21 protein-coding genes, 1 tRNA gene, 3 rRNA genes and 1 other RNA gene are annotated in these 24521 nt (G+C 40.1%); 4 read left to right on the top strand and 22 right to left on the bottom strand.

The genetic code is table 11. The features are described 5' to 3' along the window. Positions 1–85: 85 nt before the first annotated feature. The 13 genes from JTI58_RS09225 to ffs form a co-directional block, all read right to left on the bottom strand. On the bottom strand, positions 86–415 hold the full coding sequence (locus JTI58_RS09225) for a cyclic di-AMP receptor DarA (RefSeq protein ID WP_004229230.1): 330 nt from the start codon (positions 413–415) through the stop codon (positions 86–88). A 308-nt stretch (positions 416–723) separates the two neighbouring features. Beyond that, positions 724–1353, bottom strand: a complete 630-nt coding sequence (tmk, locus tag JTI58_RS09220) for a dTMP kinase (RefSeq protein ID WP_205446342.1) — start codon at positions 1351–1353, stop codon at positions 724–726. 17 nt (positions 1354–1370) lie between these two features. Continuing rightward, a complete protein-coding gene (locus JTI58_RS09215; protein WP_205446341.1) occupies positions 1371–2804 on the bottom strand; it encodes an aminotransferase class I/II-fold pyridoxal phosphate-dependent enzyme in 1434 nt (477 codons plus the stop codon). Positions 2805–3121: 317 nt separating this feature from the next. Then, positions 3122–3559 (bottom strand): SRPBCC family protein, encoded by a 438-nt coding sequence (locus JTI58_RS09210; protein WP_205446340.1) that lies wholly within the window; start codon positions 3557–3559, stop codon positions 3122–3124. Positions 3560–3664: 105 nt separating this feature from the next. Continuing rightward, a 5S ribosomal RNA gene (rrf, locus tag JTI58_RS09205) occupies positions 3665–3780 on the bottom strand. Positions 3781–3939: 159 nt separating this feature from the next. Then, positions 3940–6867, bottom strand: a 23S ribosomal RNA gene (locus tag JTI58_RS09200). A 181-nt stretch (positions 6868–7048) separates the two neighbouring features. Continuing rightward, positions 7049–8600 (bottom strand): 16S ribosomal RNA (locus JTI58_RS09195). The 16S, 23S and 5S rRNA genes sit together here, the layout of an rRNA operon. A 283-nt stretch (positions 8601–8883) precedes the next feature. Further along, positions 8884–9156 (bottom strand): pro-sigmaK processing inhibitor BofA family protein, encoded by a 273-nt coding sequence (locus JTI58_RS09190; RefSeq protein WP_205446339.1) that lies wholly within the window; start codon positions 9154–9156, stop codon positions 8884–8886. Positions 9157–9231: 75 nt separating this feature from the next. Next, positions 9232–9447 carry a YaaL family protein gene (locus JTI58_RS09185; RefSeq protein ID WP_004233954.1) on the bottom strand — a complete coding sequence of 72 codons (216 nt, stop codon included), beginning with the start codon at positions 9445–9447 and terminating at the stop codon, positions 9232–9234. A 13-nt stretch (positions 9448–9460) separates the two neighbouring features. After that, on the bottom strand, positions 9461–10057 hold the full coding sequence (recR, locus tag JTI58_RS09180) for a recombination mediator RecR (RefSeq protein ID WP_205446338.1): 597 nt from the start codon (positions 10055–10057) through the stop codon (positions 9461–9463). An 11-nt stretch (positions 10058–10068) separates the two neighbouring features. Further along, positions 10069–10383 carry a YbaB/EbfC family nucleoid-associated protein gene (locus JTI58_RS09175; protein WP_004233957.1) on the bottom strand — a complete coding sequence of 105 codons (315 nt, stop codon included), beginning with the start codon at positions 10381–10383 and terminating at the stop codon, positions 10069–10071. Positions 10384–10404: 21 nt separating this feature from the next. Then, a complete protein-coding gene (dnaX, locus tag JTI58_RS09170; protein WP_205446337.1) occupies positions 10405–12189 on the bottom strand; it encodes a DNA polymerase III subunit gamma/tau in 1785 nt (594 codons plus the stop codon). 140 nt (positions 12190–12329) lie between these two features. Continuing rightward, positions 12330–12597: signal recognition particle sRNA large type (ffs, locus tag JTI58_RS09165), an RNA gene on the bottom strand. A 168-nt stretch (positions 12598–12765) separates the two neighbouring features. Here ffs and JTI58_RS09160 point away from each other — a divergent pair. From JTI58_RS09160 to JTI58_RS09145, 4 genes are all read left to right on the top strand, one after another. Beyond that, a tRNA-Ser gene (locus tag JTI58_RS09160) sits at positions 12766–12858 on the top strand. 126 nt (positions 12859–12984) lie between these two features. Continuing rightward, a complete protein-coding gene (locus JTI58_RS09155) occupies positions 12985–14244 on the top strand; it encodes a sensor histidine kinase (protein WP_205446336.1) in 1260 nt (419 codons plus the stop codon). After that, positions 14245–15123: a response regulator gene (locus JTI58_RS09150; protein WP_205446335.1), complete on the top strand. Its 879-nt coding sequence runs from the start codon at positions 14245–14247 to the stop codon at positions 15121–15123. It begins immediately after the preceding gene. A 92-nt stretch (positions 15124–15215) separates the two neighbouring features. Further along, positions 15216–16490 carry a cation:dicarboxylate symporter family transporter gene (locus JTI58_RS09145; RefSeq protein ID WP_205446334.1) on the top strand — a complete coding sequence of 425 codons (1275 nt, stop codon included), beginning with the start codon at positions 15216–15218 and terminating at the stop codon, positions 16488–16490. A 45-nt stretch (positions 16491–16535) separates the two neighbouring features. Here the strand turns inward: JTI58_RS09145 and JTI58_RS09140 are convergent, their stop codons facing one another. The 9 genes from JTI58_RS09140 to JTI58_RS09100 form a co-directional block, all read right to left on the bottom strand. Then, the gene (locus JTI58_RS09140; RefSeq protein ID WP_205446333.1) at positions 16536–17156 is read right to left on the bottom strand and encodes an RraA family protein; all 621 of its coding nucleotides are present in this window, start codon (positions 17154–17156) and stop codon (positions 16536–16538) included. Between the two features lie 114 nt (positions 17157–17270). Next, positions 17271–18179: a methyl-accepting chemotaxis protein gene (locus JTI58_RS09135; RefSeq protein WP_205446332.1), complete on the bottom strand. Its 909-nt coding sequence runs from the start codon at positions 18177–18179 to the stop codon at positions 17271–17273. A gap of 138 nt (positions 18180–18317) precedes the next feature. Next, complete coding sequence (locus JTI58_RS09130) at positions 18318–18845, bottom strand: LOG family protein (protein WP_243456369.1); 528 nt, start codon at positions 18843–18845, stop codon at positions 18318–18320. 89 nt (positions 18846–18934) lie between these two features. Then, positions 18935–19603, bottom strand: a complete 669-nt coding sequence (locus JTI58_RS09125; RefSeq protein ID WP_048391003.1) for a deoxynucleoside kinase — start codon at positions 19601–19603, stop codon at positions 18935–18937. Next, entirely contained in the window at positions 19603–20238 is a 636-nt protein-coding gene (locus tag JTI58_RS09120; protein ID WP_279381321.1) for a deoxynucleoside kinase, read from the bottom strand. The genes JTI58_RS09125 and JTI58_RS09120 overlap by 1 nt, the downstream gene beginning before the upstream one ends. A 197-nt stretch (positions 20239–20435) precedes the next feature. Further along, entirely contained in the window at positions 20436–22847 is a 2412-nt protein-coding gene (locus tag JTI58_RS09115) for a heavy metal translocating P-type ATPase (RefSeq protein WP_205446330.1), read from the bottom strand. An 80-nt stretch (positions 22848–22927) separates the two neighbouring features. Beyond that, positions 22928–23134 (bottom strand): copper chaperone CopZ, encoded by a 207-nt coding sequence (gene copZ / locus JTI58_RS09110; protein ID WP_004233974.1) that lies wholly within the window; start codon positions 23132–23134, stop codon positions 22928–22930. A gap of 32 nt (positions 23135–23166) precedes the next feature. Continuing rightward, entirely contained in the window at positions 23167–23499 is a 333-nt protein-coding gene (locus JTI58_RS09105; RefSeq protein ID WP_205446329.1) for a metal-sensitive transcriptional regulator, read from the bottom strand. Between the two features lie 66 nt (positions 23500–23565). Continuing rightward, complete coding sequence (locus JTI58_RS09100) at positions 23566–24519, bottom strand: cation diffusion facilitator family transporter (RefSeq protein ID WP_205446328.1); 954 nt, start codon at positions 24517–24519, stop codon at positions 23566–23568. Between the last annotated feature and the right edge of the window lie 2 nt (positions 24520–24521).

Genomic DNA, 24521 nt, shown 5'->3' with positions numbered 1-24521 from the left:
CATAATCGCTTTTAAATAACTATTAGTTTTTTTAAAATGTCTAATAGTAGCTAATAATCAATAATTCAGCTTCGGAGGCTACTTTTTAAAAATGATGGAATTGTTCAATCGGTAAAACAAATACAGTAGCTCCTCCTACCTCAACCTCCACAGGGTAAGGTATATAGGAATCAGCATTTCCTCCTAACGGAGAAACTGGTGCAACCATTTGCTCTCTTGCTCGACAATTATCCCGAATAATATCTAAAAGTTTGGGTATGAGAGAGTCTTCAGTTCCTATAAGAAACGTCGTATTTCCTGAACGTAAAAATCCTCCTGTGCTCGCTAATTTAGTTGCGCGAAACTGATTTTTCGTTAAAGCATTTGATAAGCGGCTGCTATCCTGATCTTGCACTACAGCTACGACTAACTTCATTCGCACTCACCCCTTTTATAAAATTCACCTAGATAGATTTCAATACTATTCCTAAGCATTAGCTTATAAACATTTATCTTGATTCAGTAGATGTTTAAACACCCGTTGAATATAGGGGAACACCATCATGTTGCCTGCCTACACAATGCAGGTTAGTTAATCTAAAAACTAGATCTGCGTGAAAGCGAAGCGTCAGCGGCAATTGCGCTCCGACGTAATGGGATACTCCCACAAATGATGTTATCCTAGTGAAGATAAATTAATGGATAGTATCATTATATCACATTGTTGTAGACAACTTCATGCTTTTACTGCATTGCTTCCAATAATAATAACCATACATCTTCCACAACATTCTCAATATCTTGGTCTGCGTTGACCACACGTATTCGTTCTGGGTACTGCTCTACTAGTTGTAAATATCCTTCACGCACCTTCTGATGAAACGACAAGCTTTCAACGTCTAAGCGGTTTACTTCCCGATTGCCAGTTGCATGAATACGTGCTAAGCCTACCTCTGGTGCAAGATCAAATAATATAGTCACGTCAGGCAATTTTTTCCCAATAGCGAACTCATTAATAGAAAGCACTTCATCGACACCGATTCCTCTTGCATATCCTTGATAGGCTAAAGATGAATCGATAAAACGGTCACATATAACCAACTTCCCGGCATCTAAAGCAGGTCGTACTTTTTCAAAATAATGCTGACTTCTTGCTGCAGCATATAATAATGCTTCTGTTCGTTCGTCCATAGCTGTATGTGCAGGATTCAAGATGATGGTTCTTATTTTTTCTGCAATCTCAATTCCACCGGGTTCTCTTGTTGCCAGAACTTCAATATTTTTTTCTGTTAATCGCTTTGCTATCATTTGAATGACCGTTGTTTTTCCTGCTCCCTCGGGACCTTCGAATGTAATAAATAAATTGCTATTCATGCTGTTATTGCCTCCAACTATTTAATGACCTGAATCATTTTTTCTGCTAAACGATGATTCCCTTGGAATGTCGCACCTGCTGCTAATAGCTCTTCCAATTGACTTAATTTAGCTACTGTTATTCTTTCTCCTGGCACTAACAATGGTATACCAGGTGGATAAGGTATAATCATATTTGCTGAAATCCGGCCCATTGTACGCATATATGGTAACCATTCTTTATTTAATGATGCAACCTCATTAAAGGTATAGATAGGCTCAGTAATCGGTGCAAAATGATAGGCTGTTTGAGAAGCCTTTATGCTATCGGTTTTAGCTGTGTTTAATAGCATAGTTATAGCCTCTTTTATACGAATTCTGATTTCAGCAAATGGGTAGGTATGTCCTTGCTTCAGCAAAGGTAACACAAATAAGACCTGATTCGCATCTGCCAGCTCCCCATAAACATGCTTCTCCTCTAATGCCTCTTGTAATTGAAAACCACTATAACCATTAACACGTAACAATACTTTAAGTGGATCATCTACTTCAATTACTTCCAATGAACCAATCGAACGTAATGCATCAATCCATTGATTCTTTTTTTCTATTATATATGCCCCATCACTCTCCATATATGTCTGTACATAATAGCGAGCATCATCTAATGAAGCTAATAATAAATAAGATGGGCTACTAGATTGTAACATGCGTAAATAATGATGTATTTTGTCAGCCGCTATCAATTCCGACTTAACATGCATAAAAGAAGCCATCGTCATAGCTGGTAGAGTCTTATGCGCTGATTGTACAACAATATCTGCTCCAAATGACAATGCGGATGGCTGAAATAAAGTACATGCATTAAAATGAGCGCCATGTGCTTCATCCACCAATACAGGTATTCCTTTTTCATGACAATAAGCAATTTGCTGCTGTATTTCATTAGAAGTCATCCCATAATAAGTAGGATATGTCAGAACAACTGCTTTCGCCTCTGAATAATTTTCTACTGCTTCTTTTAAATCTCTATACGTTACATGTGTCGCCGATAATGTTCGTTCATCCCATAGCGGTGACACAAATATTGGCTTAGCCCCAACAAGTTCAATGGCATGGAAAATTGATTTATGTGCATTACGCTGAACAATAATCGTATCGCCCTTGTTACAAGTACCATATATCATTGCTAAATTTCCAACAGTAGAACCTCCTACTAGAAAGAAACTCTTCGTTGCTCCATATGTATCTGCCAATAAATTTTCTGCTTCTAATATCATTTCCTCAGGGTAATGTAGATCATCTAAACCTGATAATTCAGTTACATCATAACGCATTACATCTTTAAATGCTTGTGGAAGGTGGGACAGTTCGCCATGCTTATGACCTGGGACATGAAAAGAAATATTTTGTTGTTGTCGAAAACGTTCTAACCCTTCAATAATTGGCTTTTTCTTTTGCAAAACAAACACCCATTTTCGTTAGATTCTCCTTTAATTATACGAAATTATAAGGAGATAAAAAAGCTATCCCTCGACAAGGTCATCCATTTTTATTTAATAAACAAATTTTTTCAACAAATTATCTTATTATCAACCAGGACATATCGGTGTCATTACCGCTGACACTGCGCTCAAAAATAAAACAAGTATATTCACTCTTTCTTATAAGGAGAAAGTCTTCTATGCCTGAGCCATCTCTTTCTGTACAAGTAATATTTGCTGAATCAAAATAAAACCGATTATTACAGATAACAGTAATAATCGGTTCTCCAACTCTTTTCATATCACTATTCTTTTGCCACTTGAAGAGCCATTGCTTCCACTAATTGCTCGACTAGGCGAGGTACAAAATTATCTAATACTGGATTCATCAATCCCGCTAAAAATCCACTTGCTTTCATTGTTAAATTACCAGTCAGTTGAGGTGATTCACCTTGATTTTGTTTTATTTCAAAAGAACCATCACCATTTATCGGATCAGATAAACCCTCTAAATCAAATAGTACTTGATGAGCATCTGATTTTTTAATTTTAAGTTCTACTTTAACTGCTTTTTGAATAATGCCAAAATCACCTTGGAAGACCCAAATCATATCATTTTCATTTAGTATTTCGTGATGTAAATAACCTGGTATTAAAACAGCCCATTGTTCTCTATTTTGAATAAAATTCTCTAATTTTTCTTTCTGTATATTGATTTCCTTACTACATTGTCCTGTTGCCACTCCAGTGCACCCCTTTGTTTATTTTAATCACTCTATTAAACTTTAACATTTTATAGGATTCTAAATAAACAAAAAAACCACTGATTTCTCAGTGGTTACTTTTTTGCCTAGCGACGTCCTACTCTCACAGGGGGAAGCCCCCAACTACCATCGGCGCTAAAGAGCTTAACTTCCGTGTTCGGTATGGGAACGGGTGTGACCTCTTTGCCATCATCACTAGACTTGCACATGGATGTGCTGGCTTCTGCGTTGCAACACGGATGTTGCGTTCTTAGCAGAAGTTCCTTTTAAAAGCTTCAAAATACATAGTATCTTAAAACCTTGTTGAAAGTGTTGTTCTTTCAAAACTGGATAAACGTGCATTGAATGGTTCAAACGTTTTGGTTAAGTCCTCGATCGATTAGTATTCGTCAGCTCCATGTGTCACCACACTTCCACCTCGAACCTATCTACCTCATCGTCTTTGAGGGATCTTACTTACTTGCGTAATGGGAAATCTCATCTTGAGGGGGGCTTCATGCTTAGATGCTTTCAGCACTTATCCCGTCCACACATAGCTACCCAGCGATGCCTTTGGCAAGACAACTGGTACACCAGCGGTGTGTCCATCCCGGTCCTCTCGTACTAAGGACAGCTCCTCTCAAATTTCCTACGCCCACGACGGATAGGGACCGAACTGTCTCACGACGTTCTGAACCCAGCTCGCGTACCGCTTTAATGGGCGAACAGCCCAACCCTTGGGACCGACTACAGCCCCAGGATGCGATGAGCCGACATCGAGGTGCCAAACCTCCCCGTCGATGTGGACTCTTGGGGGAGATAAGCCTGTTATCCCCGGGGTAGCTTTTATCCGTTGAGCGATGGCCCTTCCATGCGGAACCACCGGATCACTAAGCCCGTCTTTCGACCCTGCTCGACTTGTAGGTCTCGCAGTCAAGCTCCCTTGTGCCTTTACACTCTACGAATGATTTCCAACCATTCTGAGGGAACCTTTGGGCGCCTCCGTTACCTTTTAGGAGGCGACCGCCCCAGTCAAACTGTCCGCCTGACACTGTCTCCTGCCCCGCTAAGGGGCATGGGTTAGAATTTCAATACAACCAGGGTAGTATCCCACCGACGCCTCCTTCGAAGCTGGCGCTCCGAGATCTCTGGCTCCTACCTATCCTGTACAAGTTGTACCAAAATTCAATATCAGGCTACAGTAAAGCTCCACGGGGTCTTTCCGTCCTGTCGCGGGTAACCTGCATCTTCACAGGTACTATAATTTCACCGAGTCTCTCGTTGAGACAGTGCCCAGATCGTTACGCCTTTCGTGCGGGTCGGAACTTACCCGACAAGGAATTTCGCTACCTTAGGACCGTTATAGTTACGGCCGCCGTTTACTGGGGCTTCAATTCGCAGCTTCGCTTGCGCTAACCACTCCTCTTAACCTTCCAGCACCGGGCAGGCGTCAGCCCCTATACGTCACCTTACGGTTTTGCAGAGACCTGTGTTTTTGCTAAACAGTCGCCTGGGCCTATTCACTGCGGCTCTCATGCGCTTGCACGCTCAAGAGCACCCCTTCTCCCGAAGTTACGGGGTCATTTTGCCGAGTTCCTTAACGAGAGTTCTCTCGCACACCTTAGGATTCTCTCCTCGACTACCTGTGTCGGTTTGCGGTACGGGCACCTCTCACCTCGATAGAGGCTTTTCTTGGCAGTGTGAAATCAGGAACTTCGTCCATACGGACTCGCCATCACAGCTCAACGTTACAGTGTGCGGATTTACCTACACACACGCCTTACTGCTTGGACGCGCATATCCAACAGCGCGCTTACCCTATCCTACTGCGTCCCCCCATTTCTCAAACGGTGAGGAGGTGGTACAGGAATATCAACCTGTTGTCCATCGCCTACGCCTATCGGCCTCGGCTTAGGTCCCGACTAACCCTGAGCGGACGAGCCTTCCTCAGGAAACCTTAGTCATACGGTGGACGGGATTCTCACCCGTCTTTCGCTACTCATACCGGCATTCTCACTTCTAAGCGCTCCACCAGTCCTTCCGGTCTGACTTCAACGCACTTAGAACGCTCTCCTACCACTGACATCGTAGATGTCAATCCACAGCTTCGGTGAATCGTTTAGCCCCGATACATTTTCGGCGCAGCGTCACTCGACCAGTGAGCTATTACGCACTCTTTAAATGATGGCTGCTTCTAAGCCAACATCCTGGTTGTCTGTGCAACGCCACATCCTTTTCCACTTAACGATTACTTTGGGACCTTAGCTGGTGGTCTGGGCTGTTTCCCTTTTGACTACGGATCTTATCACTCGCAGTCTGACTCCCGTGTATAAATATCTGGCATTCGGAGTTTGTCTGAATTCGGTAAACCGGGATGGCCCCCTAGTCCAAACAGTGCTCTACCTCCAGTATTCTCATCACGAGGCTAGCCCTAAAGCTATTTCGGAGAGAACCAGCTATCTCCAAGTTCGATTGGAATTTCTCCGCTACCCACACCTCATCCCCGCACTTTTCAACGTGCGTGGGTTCGGGCCTCCAGTAAGTGTTACCTCACCTTCACCCTGGACATGGGTAGATCACCTGGTTTCGGGTCTACGACCACGTACTATTTCGCCCTATTCAGACTCGCTTTCGCTGCGGCTCCGCCTTCTAAAGCTTAACCTTGCACGTAATCGTAACTCGCCGGTTCATTCTACAAAAGGCACGCTATCACCCATTAACGGGCTCTAACTACTTGTAGGCACACGGTTTCAGGATCTCTTTCACTCCCCTTCCGGGGTGCTTTTCACCTTTCCCTCACGGTACTGGTTCACTATCGGTCACTAGGTAGTATTTAGCCTTGGGAGATGGTCCTCCCGGATTCCGACGGAATTTCACGTGTTCCGCCGTACTCAGGATCCACTCAGGAGGGAACGAACTTTCGACTACAGGGCTTTTACCTGCTCTGGCGGACCTTTCCAAGTCGCTTCATCTAACTCGCTCTTTTGTAACTCCGTATTGAGTGTCCTACAACCCCAAGAGGCAAGCCTCTTGGTTTGGGCTCTTCCCGTTTCGCTCGCCGCTACTCAGGGAATCGATTTTTCTTTCTCTTCCTCCAGGTACTTAGATGTTTCAGTTCCCTGGGTCTGCCTTCAAGACGCTATGTATTCACGTCAAGATACTACGCGATTAAACGTAGTGGGTTCCCCCATTCGGAAATCTCCGGATCAAAGCTCACTTACAGCTCCCCGAAGCATATCGGTGTTAGTGCCGTCCTTCTTCGGCTCCTAGTGCCAAGGCATTCGCCGTGCGCCCTTAATAACTTAACCAAGTTATTAAGCCTATAAAAAAACTTAAAAAATAAATGTGTTTGTTACAATTTCAATGTCGTTTTATCCAGTTTTCAAAGAACAAGTTTTGAAGTGTTTCATTCAGAAGAATGAACCTTCAAAACTGAACGCAAAACGTAATCTTACAAACCCAAGGTTTGTATTCCGAAATAATCCTTAGAAAGGAGGTGATCCAGCCGCACCTTCCGATACGGCTACCTTGTTACGACTTCACCCCAATCATCTATCCCACCTTCGGCGGCTGGCTCCAAAAGGTTACCTCACCGACTTCGGGTGTTACAAACTCTCGTGGTGTGACGGGCGGTGTGTACAAGGCCCGGGAACGTATTCACCGCGGCATGCTGATCCGCGATTACTAGCGATTCCGGCTTCATGTAGGCGAGTTGCAGCCTACAATCCGAACTGAGAACGACTTTATCGGATTAGCTCCCTCTCGCGAGTTGGCAACCGTTTGTATCGTCCATTGTAGCACGTGTGTAGCCCAGGTCATAAGGGGCATGATGATTTGACGTCATCCCCACCTTCCTCCGGTTTGTCACCGGCAGTCACCTTAGAGTGCCCAACTAAATGATGGCAACTAAGATCAAGGGTTGCGCTCGTTGCGGGACTTAACCCAACATCTCACGACACGAGCTGACGACAACCATGCACCACCTGTCACCGTTGCCCCCGAAGGGGAAACCATATCTCTACAGTGGTCAACGGGATGTCAAGACCTGGTAAGGTTCTTCGCGTTGCTTCGAATTAAACCACATGCTCCACCGCTTGTGCGGGCCCCCGTCAATTCCTTTGAGTTTCAGTCTTGCGACCGTACTCCCCAGGCGGAGTGCTTAATGCGTTAGCTGCAGCACTAAGGGGCGGAAACCCCCTAACACTTAGCACTCATCGTTTACGGCGTGGACTACCAGGGTATCTAATCCTGTTTGCTCCCCACGCTTTCGCGCCTCAGTGTCAGTTACAGACCAGATAGTCGCCTTCGCCACTGGTGTTCCTCCAAATCTCTACGCATTTCACCGCTACACTTGGAATTCCACTATCCTCTTCTGCACTCAAGTCTCCCAGTTTCCAATGACCCTCCACGGTTGAGCCGTGGGCTTTCACATCAGACTTAAGAAACCACCTGCGCGCGCTTTACGCCCAATAATTCCGGACAACGCTTGCCACCTACGTATTACCGCGGCTGCTGGCACGTAGTTAGCCGTGGCTTTCTAATAAGGTACCGTCAAGGTACAGCCAGTTACTACTGTACTTGTTCTTCCCTTACAACAGAGTTTTACGAACCGAAATCCTTCTTCACTCACGCGGCGTTGCTCCATCAGGCTTTCGCCCATTGTGGAAGATTCCCTACTGCTGCCTCCCGTAGGAGTCTGGGCCGTGTCTCAGTCCCAGTGTGGCCGATCACCCTCTCAGGTCGGCTACGCATCGTCGCCTTGGTGAGCCGTTACCTCACCAACTAGCTAATGCGCCGCGGGCCCATCCTATAGCGACAGCCGAAACCGTCTTTCAGTGTTTCACCATGAGGTGAAACAAGTTATTCGGTATTAGCCCCGGTTTCCCGGAGTTATCCCAAACTATAGGGTAGGTTGCCCACGTGTTACTCACCCGTCCGCCGCTAACGTCGAAGGAGCAAGCTCCTTCTCTGTTCGCTCGACTTGCATGTATTAGGCACGCCGCCAGCGTTCGTCCTGAGCCAGGATCAAACTCTCCATAAAAGAAATTTGATTAGCTCAAATTGTTTTGCTGGCATCAATTTTGATGTCCAAATTTTTTGTTTCGTTCACTCGCCGAAGCTAGCTACTTAAAACTTTATTGATTACGTTTTGCTTGTTCAGTTTTCAAGGTTCATTTGTTTGCCGCTGTTTCAGCAGCAACTCTTATATAATACCATGTGCTATACATTGTGTCAACAATAATTTTTAAATTATTTTTTCGTTTCAACCAGTTGTATTAGCGACTTCTATAACTATACCAGAATCTTTTTATAATGCAAGCCTTTTATAAAAAAAATATTAAAGCTGTTATTCCTAATACACCTGGAATACCTAAGACAGCGATTGTTAAGACAGAAAACAGATTGATTGGCACATTATATCCTATATAACCAATACCTAAATGAATTACGAATAATAATAGAAAAGCAAATGCAAATCTAAACCAAAACACCGATAATCCTTCTAAGATTTTACCCAGTTTAGCATGTCTTATTATTACATAAAGAAAAAGAAGCCCAACAGGAATACAAATACTCATAATTACTAACCAAGACATATAGTTGCCCCCTCAATTAAATAATTATGAAAGTTTATGTTTCCTGTTTTGCTTCTATGAATATTTTAAAAAGAACTATTTTATTAATACCTTACGAATTCTAGCTTCCTTAAACAAATAGAAATGAATACTTTCTGCAGTTTTGCGTTGAGCAATCACACCTAGATCATAATCATCCATTAATTCTTCTATTATCTTCGCCTGCTGTAAATCCTCTTTTGTTTCTTTAATCAGATTCACAAGCTTATCATCGAATTCTTTTTTTAGTTTCCCTTTACTACGGAAGAACATATTAATCCCTCACTCATAACTCGCGTCGGCCTTCCATTGCCTTAGATAGCGTAACCTCATCTGCGTATTCTAGATCTCCACCTACTGGTAATCCATGCGCAATACGGGTCGTACGAATACCTGACGGTTTGACTAGGCGAGAAATGTACATAGCGGTTGCCTCACCCTCAATTGTTGAATTCGTAGCTAAAATAAGCTCTTGGACACTTTCATCTTGCAAGCGCACTAACAAAGAAGCAACATTAATATCTTCTGGACCGATACCATCCATTGGCGAAATAGCCCCCTGAAGTACATGGTACATACCATTGTAGTCGCGCATTTTTTCCATTGCGATCACATCTTTTGTATCTTGCACAACACAAATAACAGAATGATCTCGCTGCTTATCTGTACAAATGTGACATGGATCTACATCCGTTATATTGCCACAAACAGAACAGTAGCTTAGGTTTCGTTTAGCATCAATCAGTGCTTTAGAGAAAGATAATACATCGTCTTCCTTCATTGATAACACAAAAAACGCCAGACGAGCCGCAGTTTTCGGCCCGATACCTGGCAATTTCATAAAACTATCGATCAATTTAGATATTGGTTCTGGGTAGTACATATGAATACCTCCTAGAATGGAAGGTTTAAGCCTTGAGTGAATTTACCCATAGTTGAGTTTGTTTTTTCTTCTACCTTTTTCAACGCTTCATTTGTTGCAATAACAATTAGGTCTTGTAACATTTCGATGTCTTCAGGGTCTACTACAGATTCATCAAGATTTACTGAAACTACTTCACGCTGACCAGAAACTGTTACTTTCACCATACCGCCGCCTGCAACACCTTCAAATTGCTCAGCATTTAAAGCTTCTTGAGCCTCCATCATTTCCTTTTGCATTTTTTGCATCTTTTTCATCATACCTTGCATATTTCCCATTCCACGCATAAATGTTTTCCTCCTAAAAATTTAATCTTCAATAATTTCAACAAAATCTTTACCAAAGAGCTTTTCAGCCTCTGTCACAAGTGGATCTTGTGAAGCGAGAGGTTGGGCATCATCGATAAATGGTTCTTCTGGCATTTCTGCCGGTGGTGGCTCTAATAATTCCTCACCATGCTCTGATACAGTCTGCGATTTCTTTTGCTGTAAACCATGATCACGAATAAACTCTTCACGCATTTTCAACCATGATTCTTCAGGTATGCATAGCATCTCGTACATTGTACCAGTTTGCCCTGCGATTAATTGTGTAAAGTGAGCCTTTAAAGACTGGTTGTCGGCAACCATCTGACAATGAATATCATACTTGAATTTTAACACAAAAGCACTTGAAGATGCCGCAACAGGTTCGGCTTCTGCTAAAAGAGCAGATTGAGATTTTTGCAGTTGACTTAAAGCTTGTGCCCAAATGGACTTGATACGTTGTACATCTTGCTTAGTAGCGTCTTTCAGCACTTCCTGAATACGACCCGTCGGCGCTTTATAACCATTCGGACTTTTAGCTCTCGGCTTTTGCTCTTTTTGTGCTGTCGACGCTTGAACAGGTGCCCCTGTTTGCAGTTGTAAGGATAATTGCTGAACCATCTGCTCTAGAGCTATAATCTTTTGAGTGAGCTCAGGACTTTGCACCGTTTCGTTTGTGGCCACTGATTGATGGATTACTCCTCCCGAAAACTGTACCATTTTAAGCAAAGCCGTCTCTAAATAAATTTTCGTATGGTGAGAGAAGCGCATTTCCTGCTGTGTTTTTGCGAGTATATCAATATAGCCATAAAGCATATCTGGTGCAAAATCGTGTGCTAAAGTAAATACGCGTTCCTCAGGGGACACAAGCTCTAAAAGTTCAGCTAAATCATCACTTGTTTGAAGTAATAACAAATCACGGAAAAATGTAATTAAATCCTCTGAGAGACGCAATGGATCCTTACCATCAGCTATAAGTTGCTCTAAAAGTGCAAGCATTCGCGCAACATCTTTCACTTTGAGTGCCTCAGCCAATTCATAAAAAATATCCTGACTAATTGAACCTGTAACTAACAACGTATCCTCAAGTTTTAATTTTTCCCCACTAAAAGACACAACTTGGTCCAATAAGCTCAAAGCATCACGCATTCCCCCTGCGGCAGATTGTGCAATTACCTTTAAACCTTGGTCTTCATATGGTAAATCAATATCTTCTAAAACAACCTTCATCCGTTCAATAATATCATTAGTAGAAAGTCTTTTAAAATCAAAGCGCTGACAACGAGAAATAATCGTTGCAGGCAATTTATGAGGCTCTGTTGTCGCTAAAATAAACACAGCATGGGGAGGTGGTTCTTCCAATGTTTTCAAAAGAGCGTTAAAAGCACTTGTAGAAAGCATATGCACTTCGTCAATGATGTACACTTTGTATCTACTGCTTGCAGGAGCAAAACGTACCTTTTCTATGATATCCCTAATCTCTTCAACACGTGAATTCGAGGCTGCATCAAATTCAATGACATCTGGATGTGAACCATCTGTAATACTTATGCACGTAGCACATTCATTACACGGTTCTTTCGATGGTGCATGTTCACAATTTAAGGCCTTTGCAAAGATTTTAGCCGTACTTGTTTTCCCAGTACCACGAGGTCCAGAAAATAAGTACGCATGTGTTGTTTTATTTGCTAGGAGAGCATTTTGTAGCGTTCTTTTGACATGTGCTTGGCCAGACATTTCTCGAAAAGATTGCGGTCGATACACACGATAAAATGCTTGATACGTCACTATTTTCCTCTCTCCTTCTCCATTTAATTGAATAGATTTATTATAGCATTTGCTGCATTATATAGAAAACGAAGTTGCTAAATTAAAATAAAAAAGCATCCGCCTATAATAGACGGATGCTTTGAATTGGCAATTTAATGCCGTGCACCTTTCCTTGACAGCCGCACATAAGCGTTACTCTTGTCGTTAGCTCAGATTAGGCAACCCCGCGGCACATGAATAAGACCACTTAATGCTGCTTCCTTCCGGACCTGACATGGTTCATGGGTATCCATTGCGCAGGACCCAATCGTCAACACTACGTGCAAAAGGCAGACCAAACAATACGGACAGCCTCGAAAAAGGAATTCAGTCTCGCTAGAGCGGATTGCGAGTTACAGGACACCGCTACCTTCCCACCTAGCACGGCAATAACTAGTATACTGACTGTTTGTATAAATTGCAACTTAATGCACAAATTATTTATTTCCAAGTCATGATTTAAACAATATAAATTTTTTCAAAAAATATATTGACGCTTGTTTCTAGTTATGATAAATTTATTTTTGTCGATAAGACAGCAAAGCAATATAACATGGAGGTATACCCAAGTCTGGCTGAAGGGATCGGTCTTGAAAACCGACAGGCGGGTAACACCGCGCGGGGGTTCGAATCCCTCTACCTCCTCCAGTTTTAAATTTCCGACTACAAATGTAGCCGTTTTTTTTTGCCTAAATTGTATGTATGACTTGTTAGATACCACTTCCGCCTCGGTTGTGGTATTTTTTATTATATCAATGATGGGAGGTTGTTGAATTGCAATCGAAATTACTTATGACGCGTGCTTCCCTTACTTGGATTTTCATTATTGCTGTTATGACCGCAATTGGTAGTGAAATTAAAATTATGCCTTTTGCTAATACAACTTTCCGTTTTGGTTTAGGAACAATTGTCTTCTTTTTATGTACATTAATTAAACCTACACCTATTATTTTGGCTGGCGTTGCTACAAGTATTGTGACAACTATTTTTCGTGTTTTTAATTCCACATTACATGATGTTCCGATTTCTGAGAGTATATTTAACCATTTACCAGCCGGTTTATTTTATGTATTGTTTGCACTATGCCTGCAAATTTTAGATATTCAACAATACAGAGAAAAACCACTAAAACTTGGTTTACTCGTTGCCTTTAGTGAGGTCATTAGTAATTTAGCTGAACAAATTTTCCGCTTCTTTGTCCAAACTTATACTTTTTTATTTCTTCATGACCTCTTGATCCTATTAGCGGTAGCATTATTACGAAGCTTTTTTGTAGTAGGGATCTACAGCTCTATTTTGATAGCTGAACAAAAAAAACGGGTACAAGAAATGCTGAATATTGGATCTGACCTCTATGTTGAGACCCTCTATTTAAAAAAATCAATGAACCATATTGAAACAATTACGGCTAGTGGTTATGAATTATATCGACAGTTAAAAACTCTAGGTTATCGAGCAGAAAGTTTACAAGCACTTCATATTGCCCAGGAAATCCATGAAGTGAAAAAGGATTCTCAACGTATATATGCCGGTATTTCAAAGATTGTTGGTGAAAAGAGCTTTGGCCCTTTTGTATTATCTGAATTATTGCATTATATTGAAGAAGGTAATAGGAAATATGCAGAATTACTCGGTAAGGAGATACAATTTAATACATGTATAGACTTCGATTTTCAAACAAAAGATCATATTGCACTCCTTGCTCTATTAAATAATTTATCAGCCAATGCTGTTGAGGCTATTGAAGAACAAGGGATCATTTCTATTGCTATTGAGCGCCAAGAAGATAATACTGTAATAACAGTATGTGATAATGGACAAGGGATTTCACAAGCAGATATTTCTGTTATTTTTGAACCTGGGTACACCACTAAATTCAATGTTGATGGTGTAGCGGCAACTGGCATTGGGCTTTCACACGTTGCTGAACTAGTAGAAAAATTAAAAGGCTCAATAACCGTTGAATCAAACAATCAATACACAACGTTTAAAATCATAATTCCTACGCAAACTATTCAAACGGGAGAGACTTAAATGAGGTATTTTATTGTAGACGATGATCGTGCAAGTCGTGTTATGTTAAAACAAATTATTGAAGATAGCGGGTTAGGTACAGTTATTGGTGAGGCTCGCAATGGTGAGGATGCCATTCCACAAATTTTAATGACGCAGCCAGAGTTTGTGCTAATTGATTTACTGATGCCTAAGCTTGATGGTATAGCAACTGTAGAACAACTTATGCAAAATCGTTTCGAGGGACAATTTATTATGATTTCACAGGTAGTGAATAAAGAAATGGTTGGCGAAGCTTATGAGCAAGGAATTGATTTCTTCATTCATAAACCAATCAATCGTATTGAAGTCGAAAATGTTTTGAAAAAAACAACTGAACAATTTCGACTCAAAAACTCACTATTAGTGATACGTCAATCTCTTACAAACATTGAGTTAAGTGAACAAAAGGCTCATAAAGCTACATCACGAGACCATATTCAATCTATTTTGAATGATATGGGGATTGTCGGGGAAATTGGTAGCGAAGATATCATTGCCATTATAGAAACATTACTTGCTCACCAGCACAAGATTGCACCCCTTCCTCCATTAAAAGAGCTTTATGAAGAAATTGCTGCTGTGACCAAGGCTACACCAGATGAAATTTTAAAAGAGAGTAAAGCCATCGAGCAACGTGTGCGTCGAACAATATTAGCTGCCATGATTAACCTCGCTAATTTAGGGGTTGTCGATTACACAAACTCAGAATTCGAGTACTATGCCCCTCGCTACTTTGATTTTAAAGAAATTCGTCAGCTCATGACACAGATTGAAGATCACGATAATCGTAAAGCAAAGGTAAATATTAAGAAGTTTATTCAAGTGTTATATTCAGACATTTTAACAAAAATAAATTAATTTTCTCGGATTTTGTCGGATTCCATAAGTCCTCCGTATTATTAAAGTAAGGCATGTCCTAAAAATTTAATATTAGGGGAGGTACAAAGGATTTGAAAAAGAAATTTAAAATCAGTTTAGCCGCTCAAATTTTAATCGGTTTGATTTTAGGGATCGTTGTTGGTGGTATCTTTTACGGAAACCCCAAAATCGAGACATATTTACAACCATTAGGGGATATATTTTTACATCTTATTAAGATGATTGTTGTACCGATTATTATTTCGACATTAATCGTTGGTGTTGCTGGTACTGGAGATATGAAGCAACTTGGACGATTAGGCGGTAAATCTATAATTTACTTTGAGATTATTACAACCGTTGCAATCGTTGTTGGATTACTTTCCGCAAACATTTTCCAACCTGGTGCAGGACTTAACATGAATGAATTATCTCAAGGGGATATTTCGAAGTATGTATCAACAACTGAGGAAGTACAGCATGAAGGGCCATTTGATATCATTGTAGGCATCGTCCCAACAAATATTATTCAGTCAATGGCTGAAGGCAATATGCTAGCGATTATCTTCTTCTCCGTTATTTTCGGTTTAGGGGTTGCTGCAGTAGGTGATCGAGGGAAACCAGTCTTAGACTTCTTCCAAGGGGTAGCAGATGCTATGTTCTGGGTAACCAACCTCGTAATGAAATTCGCTCCATTAGGGGTATTTGGTTTAATTGGTGTAACCGTTTCCAAATATGGGTTTGCTTCACTGGTTCCACTTGCCAAATTGGCTATTCTTGTTTATGCAACAATGCTGTTCTTCATCTTTGTCGTTCTTGGACTTGTGGCAAAATTCGCAGGAATCAGCATCTTCTATTTAATTAAAGTGTTAAAAGATGAGCTAATTTTAGCCTTCTCAACAGCAAGTTCTGAAGCTGTATTACCACGTATTATGATGAAAATGGAGAAATTAGGTGCGCCAAAGGATATTGTATCTTTTGTTATACCGACCGGTTACTCCTTTAACTTAGATGGGTCAACACTATATCAAGCCATTGCAGCATTATTTATTGCGCAAATGTACGGTATTCACCTAAGTATTGGTGAACAAATTACGTTAATGCTTGTATTAATGGTTACATCTAAAGGTATTGCAGGTGTTCCAGGGGTATCATTCGTAGTACTTCTAGCAACTTTAGGCACTGTAGGTATTCCACTTGAGGGACTAGCCTTTATTGCTGGTATTGACCGTATCCTTGATATGGGACGTACAGTCGTTAACGTAATTGGTAACTCATTAGCTTCATTAGTAATGGCTAAATGGGAAGGCCGTTTCGATCGAGAAAAGATGAAAAATTACTTTAATGATAATGAAAATCTAGCGTAATTTAAAAAAATCCTCACGATGTTGGATGGCATCGTGAGGGTTTTTTTATTTTGCTAATACTTTATCTAAATAAGCGATAATCGATTCTTTCCCATTGGCATGTGCTTCTTGTGCACGTTTTTCATCTTTTTCAAGTTTAGCCTCTGCTGCTGCAACAATTTTTTCAGCATCTTGCTGTGGCACGACAATCACACCATCCACATCCCCAATAATATAATCACCAGGATGAACCGTTACTCCCCCAATGGCGATCGGCACATTTACTTGTCCACCGCCGTTTTTATTGCCTGCTGCTACAGTAGTGCCTAACGAGAATACAGGGAAATTTAATTCACGAATTGCTGCAATATCGCGGATTACGCCATCCACAACAAAACCTTGTACACCTATCCCTTTTGCTAAGGAGATCACAAAATCTCCAGCCACAGCTCGGTTGGTATTTCCCTTTGCATCAATGACTAAAATATCCCCTTCAGTTGCCGCCCTAATCGCTTCCAATACGGCGCCATTTTCACCATCTGGTAAACGTACAGTTATAGCTCGCCCAGCAATTTTAAAATGGTCTGCTAATGGCTTAATATCACTTCGCAAATTGGTATGCCCACCTGTCGCATCTGAAATAGCTGTTGTTGGTAAATGCTGAAAGCTTACTTCCACTTTTGTCATACATAACACCCCTATTATGATTGATGACTTACACTATTATTGTAAATAAAAAACATATACTATTTCAATATATCTCGGAAACTATTGGTAATTATAATAATAGTCATTTTAGAATTAAATAATTTCAATAAACTGCTTTGAGTGCTCATCTAATGCTTCAGCGGCTGATGCTATTTCACTAAAGTCATTTGCTGTGACAGTAATTTGCTCATTTGTTTTATCTATTTTTTCAGCTATTTTTGTAATACTGTCTGTCACCTGACCAATTTCTCGCTCAATGCCCTCCACATTATCCTTCACTTCCGAAATGGATTGTTCAACTCTTACAGAAAGTTTTCGTACCTCTTTAGCCACAACATCAAAACCTCTACCATATTCTCCAGCCCTAGCTGCTTCAATAGCTGCATTTAAGGCTAATAAATTAGTTTGTGAGGCAATCTCCTGTATAGTCTTTACAATTCCTTTAATAGAATCTGCTTGTTTTTGAAGCTGTACAAGATTACTTACATTTTCATTTGATTCCTTAGAAACCACTTTAATGGTTTCTAGTAGATCTTGGCTATTTTGAATACCCGCTTCTGAACGCTGGTAAAGCTTATTAGACATGCCCTTCAACTTGTCCGCAACACTAACGATCTCATGTTGTCGTTCAGTAATATTGGTAGCTATTTTGGAAACACCTATTACTTTTCTTGTATTATTTGCGAAGACAGGCATATATGTCGCTTCCAGCCAAATGATATTACCCCTAGCATCAATTCTTTCTATTTTGTCCTGATAGCTGTTTCCTGCCGTTAGATTGCGCCAAAATTTATCATACTCCATACTATTAACGAAATCAGGCAAGCAAAAGTCTTTATGATTTTTTCCTAGCATTTCCTTGACTGTATAGCCTAATGTTTGAGCAAATAGTTCATTGACATATGCAACTCTTCTGTCCATATCGAAGCGGATAATGGCTATATTGCGTTCAATGGCTTGTACTACTAAATCATCGGTTACTTGAGCATCTACACTATGCATAAACAACACCCCATCCATTACTAATTTTTTACTTAAAATTTAATTATTTTACTTTTATATTACATCAATTATGCCTCTTTGTAATTGCAGCGGATGTTAGAGAACCCGCTGCATCAAGATAAAAAACATGGAGAATGTTCATCCATGTTTTTTTAATAAACGTAAAATCCCTTCAGAGGTAGCCGCTACACGTAAGAATTTCTTTTGCTCAGCACGTATAAAGCCCTCCTCTAGCATTATTTTAAAATGCTGTAGCAGCGCATCATAGAATCCATGGACATTATATAAAATGACAGGCTTTGTATGAAGTCCAATCTGAGCCCAGGTAAATACCTCAAAATATTCATCTAAAGTACCTGCGCCGCCTGGAAGAGCAATAAAAGCGTCGGCTAACTCGGCCATCTTAGCTTTACGAATATGCATAGAGTCTACAATATGAATCTCTGTTAATGAGGCATGAGCCAATTCACGCTTTTGTAAATGAGTTGGCATCACACCAATCACTTCTCCACCCGCTGCTAAAACAGCATCGGCTACCTTCCCCATTAGCCCTGTTTTAGAACCACCATAGACAACTCCGTGACCGTTTTTTGCCAGTGCTGTACCAAGCTCAGCTGCTTTCTCCGCATAAATAGGACTTTTACCTAAACCAGATCCGCAATACACTGCGATTCTTATAATAATCCCTCCTATTCAAAAAACGTGAAACAATCGGCTATATATTGTCTCACGTTTTTTGGTCATTTATTTTACTTTTATTTTCGTAAATGGCTTGTTTGTTTTAGCATATGACTGATGCGGCTCACAATTGCTTCAATGGCATCAGGATTTTTTAATAAATCATAATCATTAATATCTAAACGTAGAACTGGACAAGAATTAAAATTATTTATCCAATTTTCGTAGCGTTCATGCATTTCTATCCAATAATCATTCGGTGTTTGTTGCTCCATTGTACGTCCACGTTCTTGAATTCGACCAATAACTGCATCAATAGGTCCTTCAAGATAGACAAGTAAATCTGGATGTGGGAAATATGGTGTCATCACCATAGCATCAAACAAATTCGTATAAGTCTCATAATCTGTTGGACTCATCGTTCCTTTATCATAGTGCATCTTAGCAAAAATGCCAGTATCTTCGTAAATAGAACGATCTTGTACAAATCCTCCACCATATTCAAAAATACGCTTTTGTTCTTTAAAACGTTCTGCTAAAAAGTAGACCTGTAAATGAAAGCTCCATTTTTCAAAGTCCTCATAAAATTTATCAAGGTATGGATTTGTGTCTACTTTCTCGAACGATGTACGAAAGTTCAACGCTTCTGCTAATGCCTTTGTCATCGTCGATTTTCCTACCCCAACAGTACCAGCAATCGTAATAACAGTTTGTGGTGGAATATCGTACTTCTCTCTTAAATTCATTATTGCAAACTCCTTTGTTGTAACGTCTCTTTAATTATTTTTAAAACATAATTTAAATCGTTTGGATTTTTTACAAAATCAAGCTGATCTCCATTAAATCGAATAACTGGAATTTCTGGATGCATGCTCTCAAAATGCTCGATAAAAGAATGATAGTCGGCCACAAGCTGCTCCATATAATCTCGTGAAATCATCTTTTCAAATTCTCGTCCCCGCATGGCGATACGCTTCATTAATGTATCAACGCTGGCATGTAAATAAACCACTACATTTGGAACAGGCATGTCTTTCGTTAAAATTCTATAGATTTCCTCATACTTCTCGTACTCAGTTGGTGCCAATGTACGCTTCGCAAATATTAAATTTTTAAAAATATGATAGTCTGCTACAACAGGTTTGGCATGTGCTAAACGAAATTTTTTAATATCGGTTAATTGCTTATAGCGATTACAAAGGAAGAACATTTCCGTTTGGAAACTCCACTCCTCAATGTTTTCATAAAACTTATTTAAAAAAGGGTTTTCGTCTACAATTTCTTTTAATAGATGGTAATTAAATGTCGCTGCTATCTCTTTCGATAAAGAGGTTTTACCAACACCAATCGGACCTTCTACCGTAACAAATGGAACCGTCACCAGAAGCTCCTCCTTTTGTTCTATGGATTCGATCATTGTGTCCTACATAAATGAATCAGTGCCTTTCATTTTATCATAGTAAGAAAATGAAAAACAGAATCAACCTATTGTTCTAGTAAATTTACCTGTGGTATTTTTCTCCTGATGACATAGAAAAAAAGGCATTGAGAATATACTTCTCCATGCCTTTCACATGCCTATAATTTCACTCGTTGTAAACGAAGTGCATTTAATACTACTGATACCGAACTAAAAGCCATCGCTGCGCCTGCAACCCATGGAGCAAGCAGACCGAGTGCAGCAATTGGAATACCTAATGTATTATAAGCAAATGCCCAAAATAGATTTTGTTTAATATTACGCATTGTTTTTCTACTCATTAGAATGGCATCCGCGATACTATTTAAATCTCCACGAATAAGCGTAATATCTGCAGCTTCCATTGCCACATCTGTCCCTGTACCAATTGCCATCCCAATATTCGCTGTTGCTAAGGCAGGTGCGTCATTAATGCCATCACCAACCATCGCTACTTTTTTCCCTTGGGCTTGAAGTTTTTTCACTTCATCAGCTTTACCTTCTGGTAAGACTTCTGCAATAACATGATTCACGCCTACCTCTGTTCCAATGGCTTGAGCAGTACGCTCGTTATCACCAGTCATCATGATGACCGTAATACCCATATCCTGTAAACGACGAATAGCTTCTTTTGATGTATCTTTCACGGTATCAGCCACAGCTACTAAACCTGCATATTGCCCATTGATGGCTGCTAACATGGCTGTCTTACCGTTTCGTTCTAGTTGCTCCATTGTTGGTAAAATATCAGTAATACTTATTCCATATTGTTGCATTAATTTACGTGTGCCAATGACAACACCTTGACCTGAGACAGTTGCCTGCACGCCATAACCAGGTATTGCCTCGAAGAATTGAACATCCCCTAAAGCTATGCCTCGTTTTTCTATGCCCTGTACAATGGCTTCTGCTAGTGGATGCTCTGACTGCTTCTCTGCTGCGCCTATTAGGGATAAAAAGCGCACCTCATCTTGCTCTGACGCTAAGAGAACATCCGTAAGCTCCGGTTTTCCGTGTGTCACTGTACCTGTTTTATCTACAACGACAGTATCAATGCTTTGTGTTTGCTCTAAATGTTCTCCACCTTTAAATAAAATACCAAACTCAGCTGCACGTCCTGAGCCTGCCATTATTGAAGTTGGTGTTGCTAACCCTAGAGCACATGGGCAAGCAATAACAAGTACTGCGATTAAAACCTCTAAAGCAGGTGTAAATTCTCCAGGGCTAACCCAAATAATCCAAATTAAAAAGGTTACAATGGCTATACCAACAACGATTGGTACGAAAATCCCCGAAATCTGATCTGCTAAACGCTGTATTGGCGCTTTTGATCCTTGAGCATCTTCAACCACTTTAATGATTTGTGCTAATGCTGTATCACGGCCAACCTTTGTTGCAGTCATTTTAATAAAACCATTTTTATTAATGGTTGAGCCAAATAATGGATCACCTTGTTTTTTATCAACGGGTAGACTCTCACCTGTTAACATCGATTCATCAACAGCTGTTGTTCCCTCTATTACCTCACCATCGACAGGAATCTTTTCCCCTGGCTTCACTAGAATAACATCGCCAATGATAACTTCTTCTAAAGGAACCTCTTTTTCTACACCGTCACGTACAACAATAGCAGTCTTAGCTTGAAGTCCCATTAGTTTTTTTATGGCTTCAGATGAGCGTCCTTTTGCTTTTGCCTCAAACAATTTACCCAATAAAATTAACGTAATTAAAACAGCACTCGTTTCAAAATAAAGATGTGGACCATGGTGTGATCCTATCGTTACAATCGCTTGATAGACACTATAGAAATAGGCGGCTGATGTCCCCATGACAACAAGCACATCCATATTTGCACTACCATTGCGTAATGCTTTATATGCCCCTACATAAAATTGCTTACCAATAATAAATTGCACAGGAGTAGCCAATACCATTTGGACCCATGGATTCATTAGAAATTCTGGAACATATAAAAATGACGTAAAGGAAAAATGGCCAACCATCGTCCAAAGCAGTGGTAAAGAAAGTATAGCCGATAAAATAAATTTATGTTGTTGCTGTTTGATAGCTTTTTCGCGATGATCCACTGTTTCCTGCTCATCTGCCTTTTGATGAGCCCCATAGCCCAACTTTTCTACCTTTGCAATGATATCTGCGATGGACACTTCTGATGGATTAAATTCGATCATCGCTTTTTCCAGTGCTAAGTTGACATTAGCAGAAGAAATACCGCTTAGCTTATTTAAGCCTTTTTCAATGCGAGTCGCACAAGCTGCACATGTCATACCTGTAATATCAAGTTCAGTTTTTTGTTTAACAACACCATAGCCAAGTGCTTCTATTTTCTTTTCAAAATCTGCTTCATTTAGCTTTGCTGGGTCGTATTTAATAGACGATTTTTCAAGTGCTAAATTTACCGTTGCTTGTTCTACACCATCCATTTTATTTAAACCTTTTTCAATACGAGTGGCACAGGCTGCACATGTCATACCTGTAATTTGCAAATTAGCTTCTTTACTAGCAGAACTCATTTACTGTTCACCTCTCCTTATACCAACAGGGGGTATATATATTTGAAAATAAGAGAGTGCTACAGGAGCACTCTACAATTTTACTTTACGTCATATCCTTGATCATCAATTGTTTCTTTAATTTGGTCAAGTGATACTTGTGCATCATCAAATGCAATATCCACTAAACCATCTGCTAAATTAACTTTAACTTGTTCAACACCAGCTAAAGCACCAACACTTTTTTCCACAGCATTTACACAATGACCACATGACATTCCTTGTACGTTTAATGTTACGTTTTGCATAATAAATTCTCTCCTTTTAATATGGTTTTAATCTATTTTTTCATTAACTTTTGGATCGTTACGACTAACTCATCTAGTACTGCTTCATCGCCCTCTGAGAGACGATCCACTACACAGCCCTTTAAATGACCTTCTAATAATATTTTTGCCACACTATTTAATGCTGATTGTGTAGCAGATAGTTGCGTAATAATATCATCACAGTAAACGTCTTTATCAATCATTCCCTTAATACCACGAATCTGACCTTCAATACGGTTTAAGCGGGTTGTTAAATCCTTTTTCACACGCTCAGGGTGATGACTTTTTCGGCAAGACGTAGCTTCCTCTGTATGACAAGCATCCTCTTTTACCGTGTCCTCCATTTACTACACCTCCTATTTGTAATTATCATACTATACCCAAGAAGGGTATGCAAGTTATAAAAAATTTTATTTATCATCATGATGATGCTCATGGTCATTTTCTAATTTACATAAAATAGAATCGTCATGTCGATGTAAAGCTGTTTCTAATTGAATTGTTACATGCTTAATGCCCTTATGCTGAAGATTATGTTCAATTTTCCGCAAGATATGCTCACTCTCAGCTATTTTCAATTGATCATTTACAACCGCATGACAGGATAATGCATTCGTTCCACTAGTAATTGTCCAGATGTGTAAATCGTGGATACTTTCTATTCCTTCAGTCTGCTCTATTAACTGAATAATCTCCTGAACATCTACATTTGAAGGAGTCCCCTCCATTAAAACATGGATTGAGGCTTTTGTGACATGGTAGCCACTTCGTACGACCAATAATGCAACAATAACGCTAGCAAGAGGATCTGCCCAGCCCCAGCCAAAAAACATAATTAATAGTGCCGCAACAATAGCCCCTACAGACCCTAGCATATCACTTAGTACATGTAAAAAGGCTCCGCGCATATTTAAATTATCCTTTGTATCACTGCCACGCATCATAATCCAGGCAACTAAAATGTTAACGAACAAACCAATTGTACTAATAATAAGCATTCCTGTAGTAGCTACTTCTGGTGGGTTTGTAAATCGTTCAATCGCTTCATAGAAAATGAATAATGCTATCCCTATTAATGTAATGCCATTTAATACTGCGGCCAAAATTTCAAATCGTTTATAGCCGTATGTTTTACTATAGCTAGCAGCTTTTTCTCCAAACATAAAAGCTAACATCGCTATACCCAGAGAGATAGAGTCACTTAACATATGCCCTGCATCAGATAAAAGTGCTAAACTATTTGTTAAAAAGCCACCAATGGCTTCCACTACCATGTATCCTGTAATAATAATAAACGACAGTAAGAGTACCTTTTTATTTGCACCATGTGTATGGTCATGACCATGATCGTGATGATGTCCCATAG

The sequence above is a fragment of the Lysinibacillus fusiformis genome (assembly GCF_016925635.1).
GTDB lineage: Bacteria > Bacillota > Bacilli > Bacillales_A > Planococcaceae > Lysinibacillus > Lysinibacillus fusiformis_F.
This window is presented reverse-complemented; position numbering and strand designations above follow the sequence as displayed.

What these genes read in the sequence shown, in the direction of transcription:
- JTI58_RS09225 (WP_004229230.1), bottom strand. Translation starts at nt 415, where the DNA reads ATGAAGTTAGTCGTAGCTGTAGTGCAAGATCAGGATAGCAGCCGCTTA.
- tmk (WP_205446342.1), bottom strand. Translation starts at nt 1,353, where the DNA reads ATGAATAGCAATTTATTTATTACATTCGAAGGTCCCGAGGGAGCAGGA.
- JTI58_RS09190 (WP_205446339.1), bottom strand. Translation starts at nt 9,156, where the DNA reads ATGTCTTGGTTAGTAATTATGAGTATTTGTATTCCTGTTGGGCTTCTT.
- JTI58_RS09185 (WP_004233954.1), bottom strand. Translation starts at nt 9,447, where the DNA reads ATGTTCTTCCGTAGTAAAGGGAAACTAAAAAAAGAATTCGATGATAAG.
- recR (WP_205446338.1), bottom strand. Translation starts at nt 10,057, where the DNA reads ATGTACTACCCAGAACCAATATCTAAATTGATCGATAGTTTTATGAAA.
- JTI58_RS09175 (WP_004233957.1), bottom strand. Translation starts at nt 10,383, where the DNA reads ATGCGTGGAATGGGAAATATGCAAGGTATGATGAAAAAGATGCAAAAA.
- JTI58_RS09150 (WP_205446335.1), top strand. Translation starts at nt 14,245, where the DNA reads ATGAGGTATTTTATTGTAGACGATGATCGTGCAAGTCGTGTTATGTTA.
- JTI58_RS09140 (WP_205446333.1), bottom strand. Translation starts at nt 17,156, where the DNA reads ATGACAAAAGTGGAAGTAAGCTTTCAGCATTTACCAACAACAGCTATT.
- JTI58_RS09135 (WP_205446332.1), bottom strand. Translation starts at nt 18,179, where the DNA reads ATGCATAGTGTAGATGCTCAAGTAACCGATGATTTAGTAGTACAAGCC.
- JTI58_RS09125 (WP_048391003.1), bottom strand. Translation starts at nt 19,603, where the DNA reads ATGAATTTAAGAGAGAAGTACGATATTCCACCACAAACTGTTATTACG.
- JTI58_RS09115 (WP_205446330.1), bottom strand. Translation starts at nt 22,847, where the DNA reads ATGAGTTCTGCTAGTAAAGAAGCTAATTTGCAAATTACAGGTATGACA.
- copZ (WP_004233974.1), bottom strand. Translation starts at nt 23,134, where the DNA reads ATGCAAAACGTAACATTAAACGTACAAGGAATGTCATGTGGTCATTGT.
- JTI58_RS09105 (WP_205446329.1), bottom strand. Translation starts at nt 23,499, where the DNA reads ATGGAGGACACGGTAAAAGAGGATGCTTGTCATACAGAGGAAGCTACG.
- JTI58_RS09100 (WP_205446328.1), bottom strand. Translation starts at nt 24,519, where the DNA reads ATGGGACATCATCACGATCATGGTCATGACCATACACATGGTGCAAAT.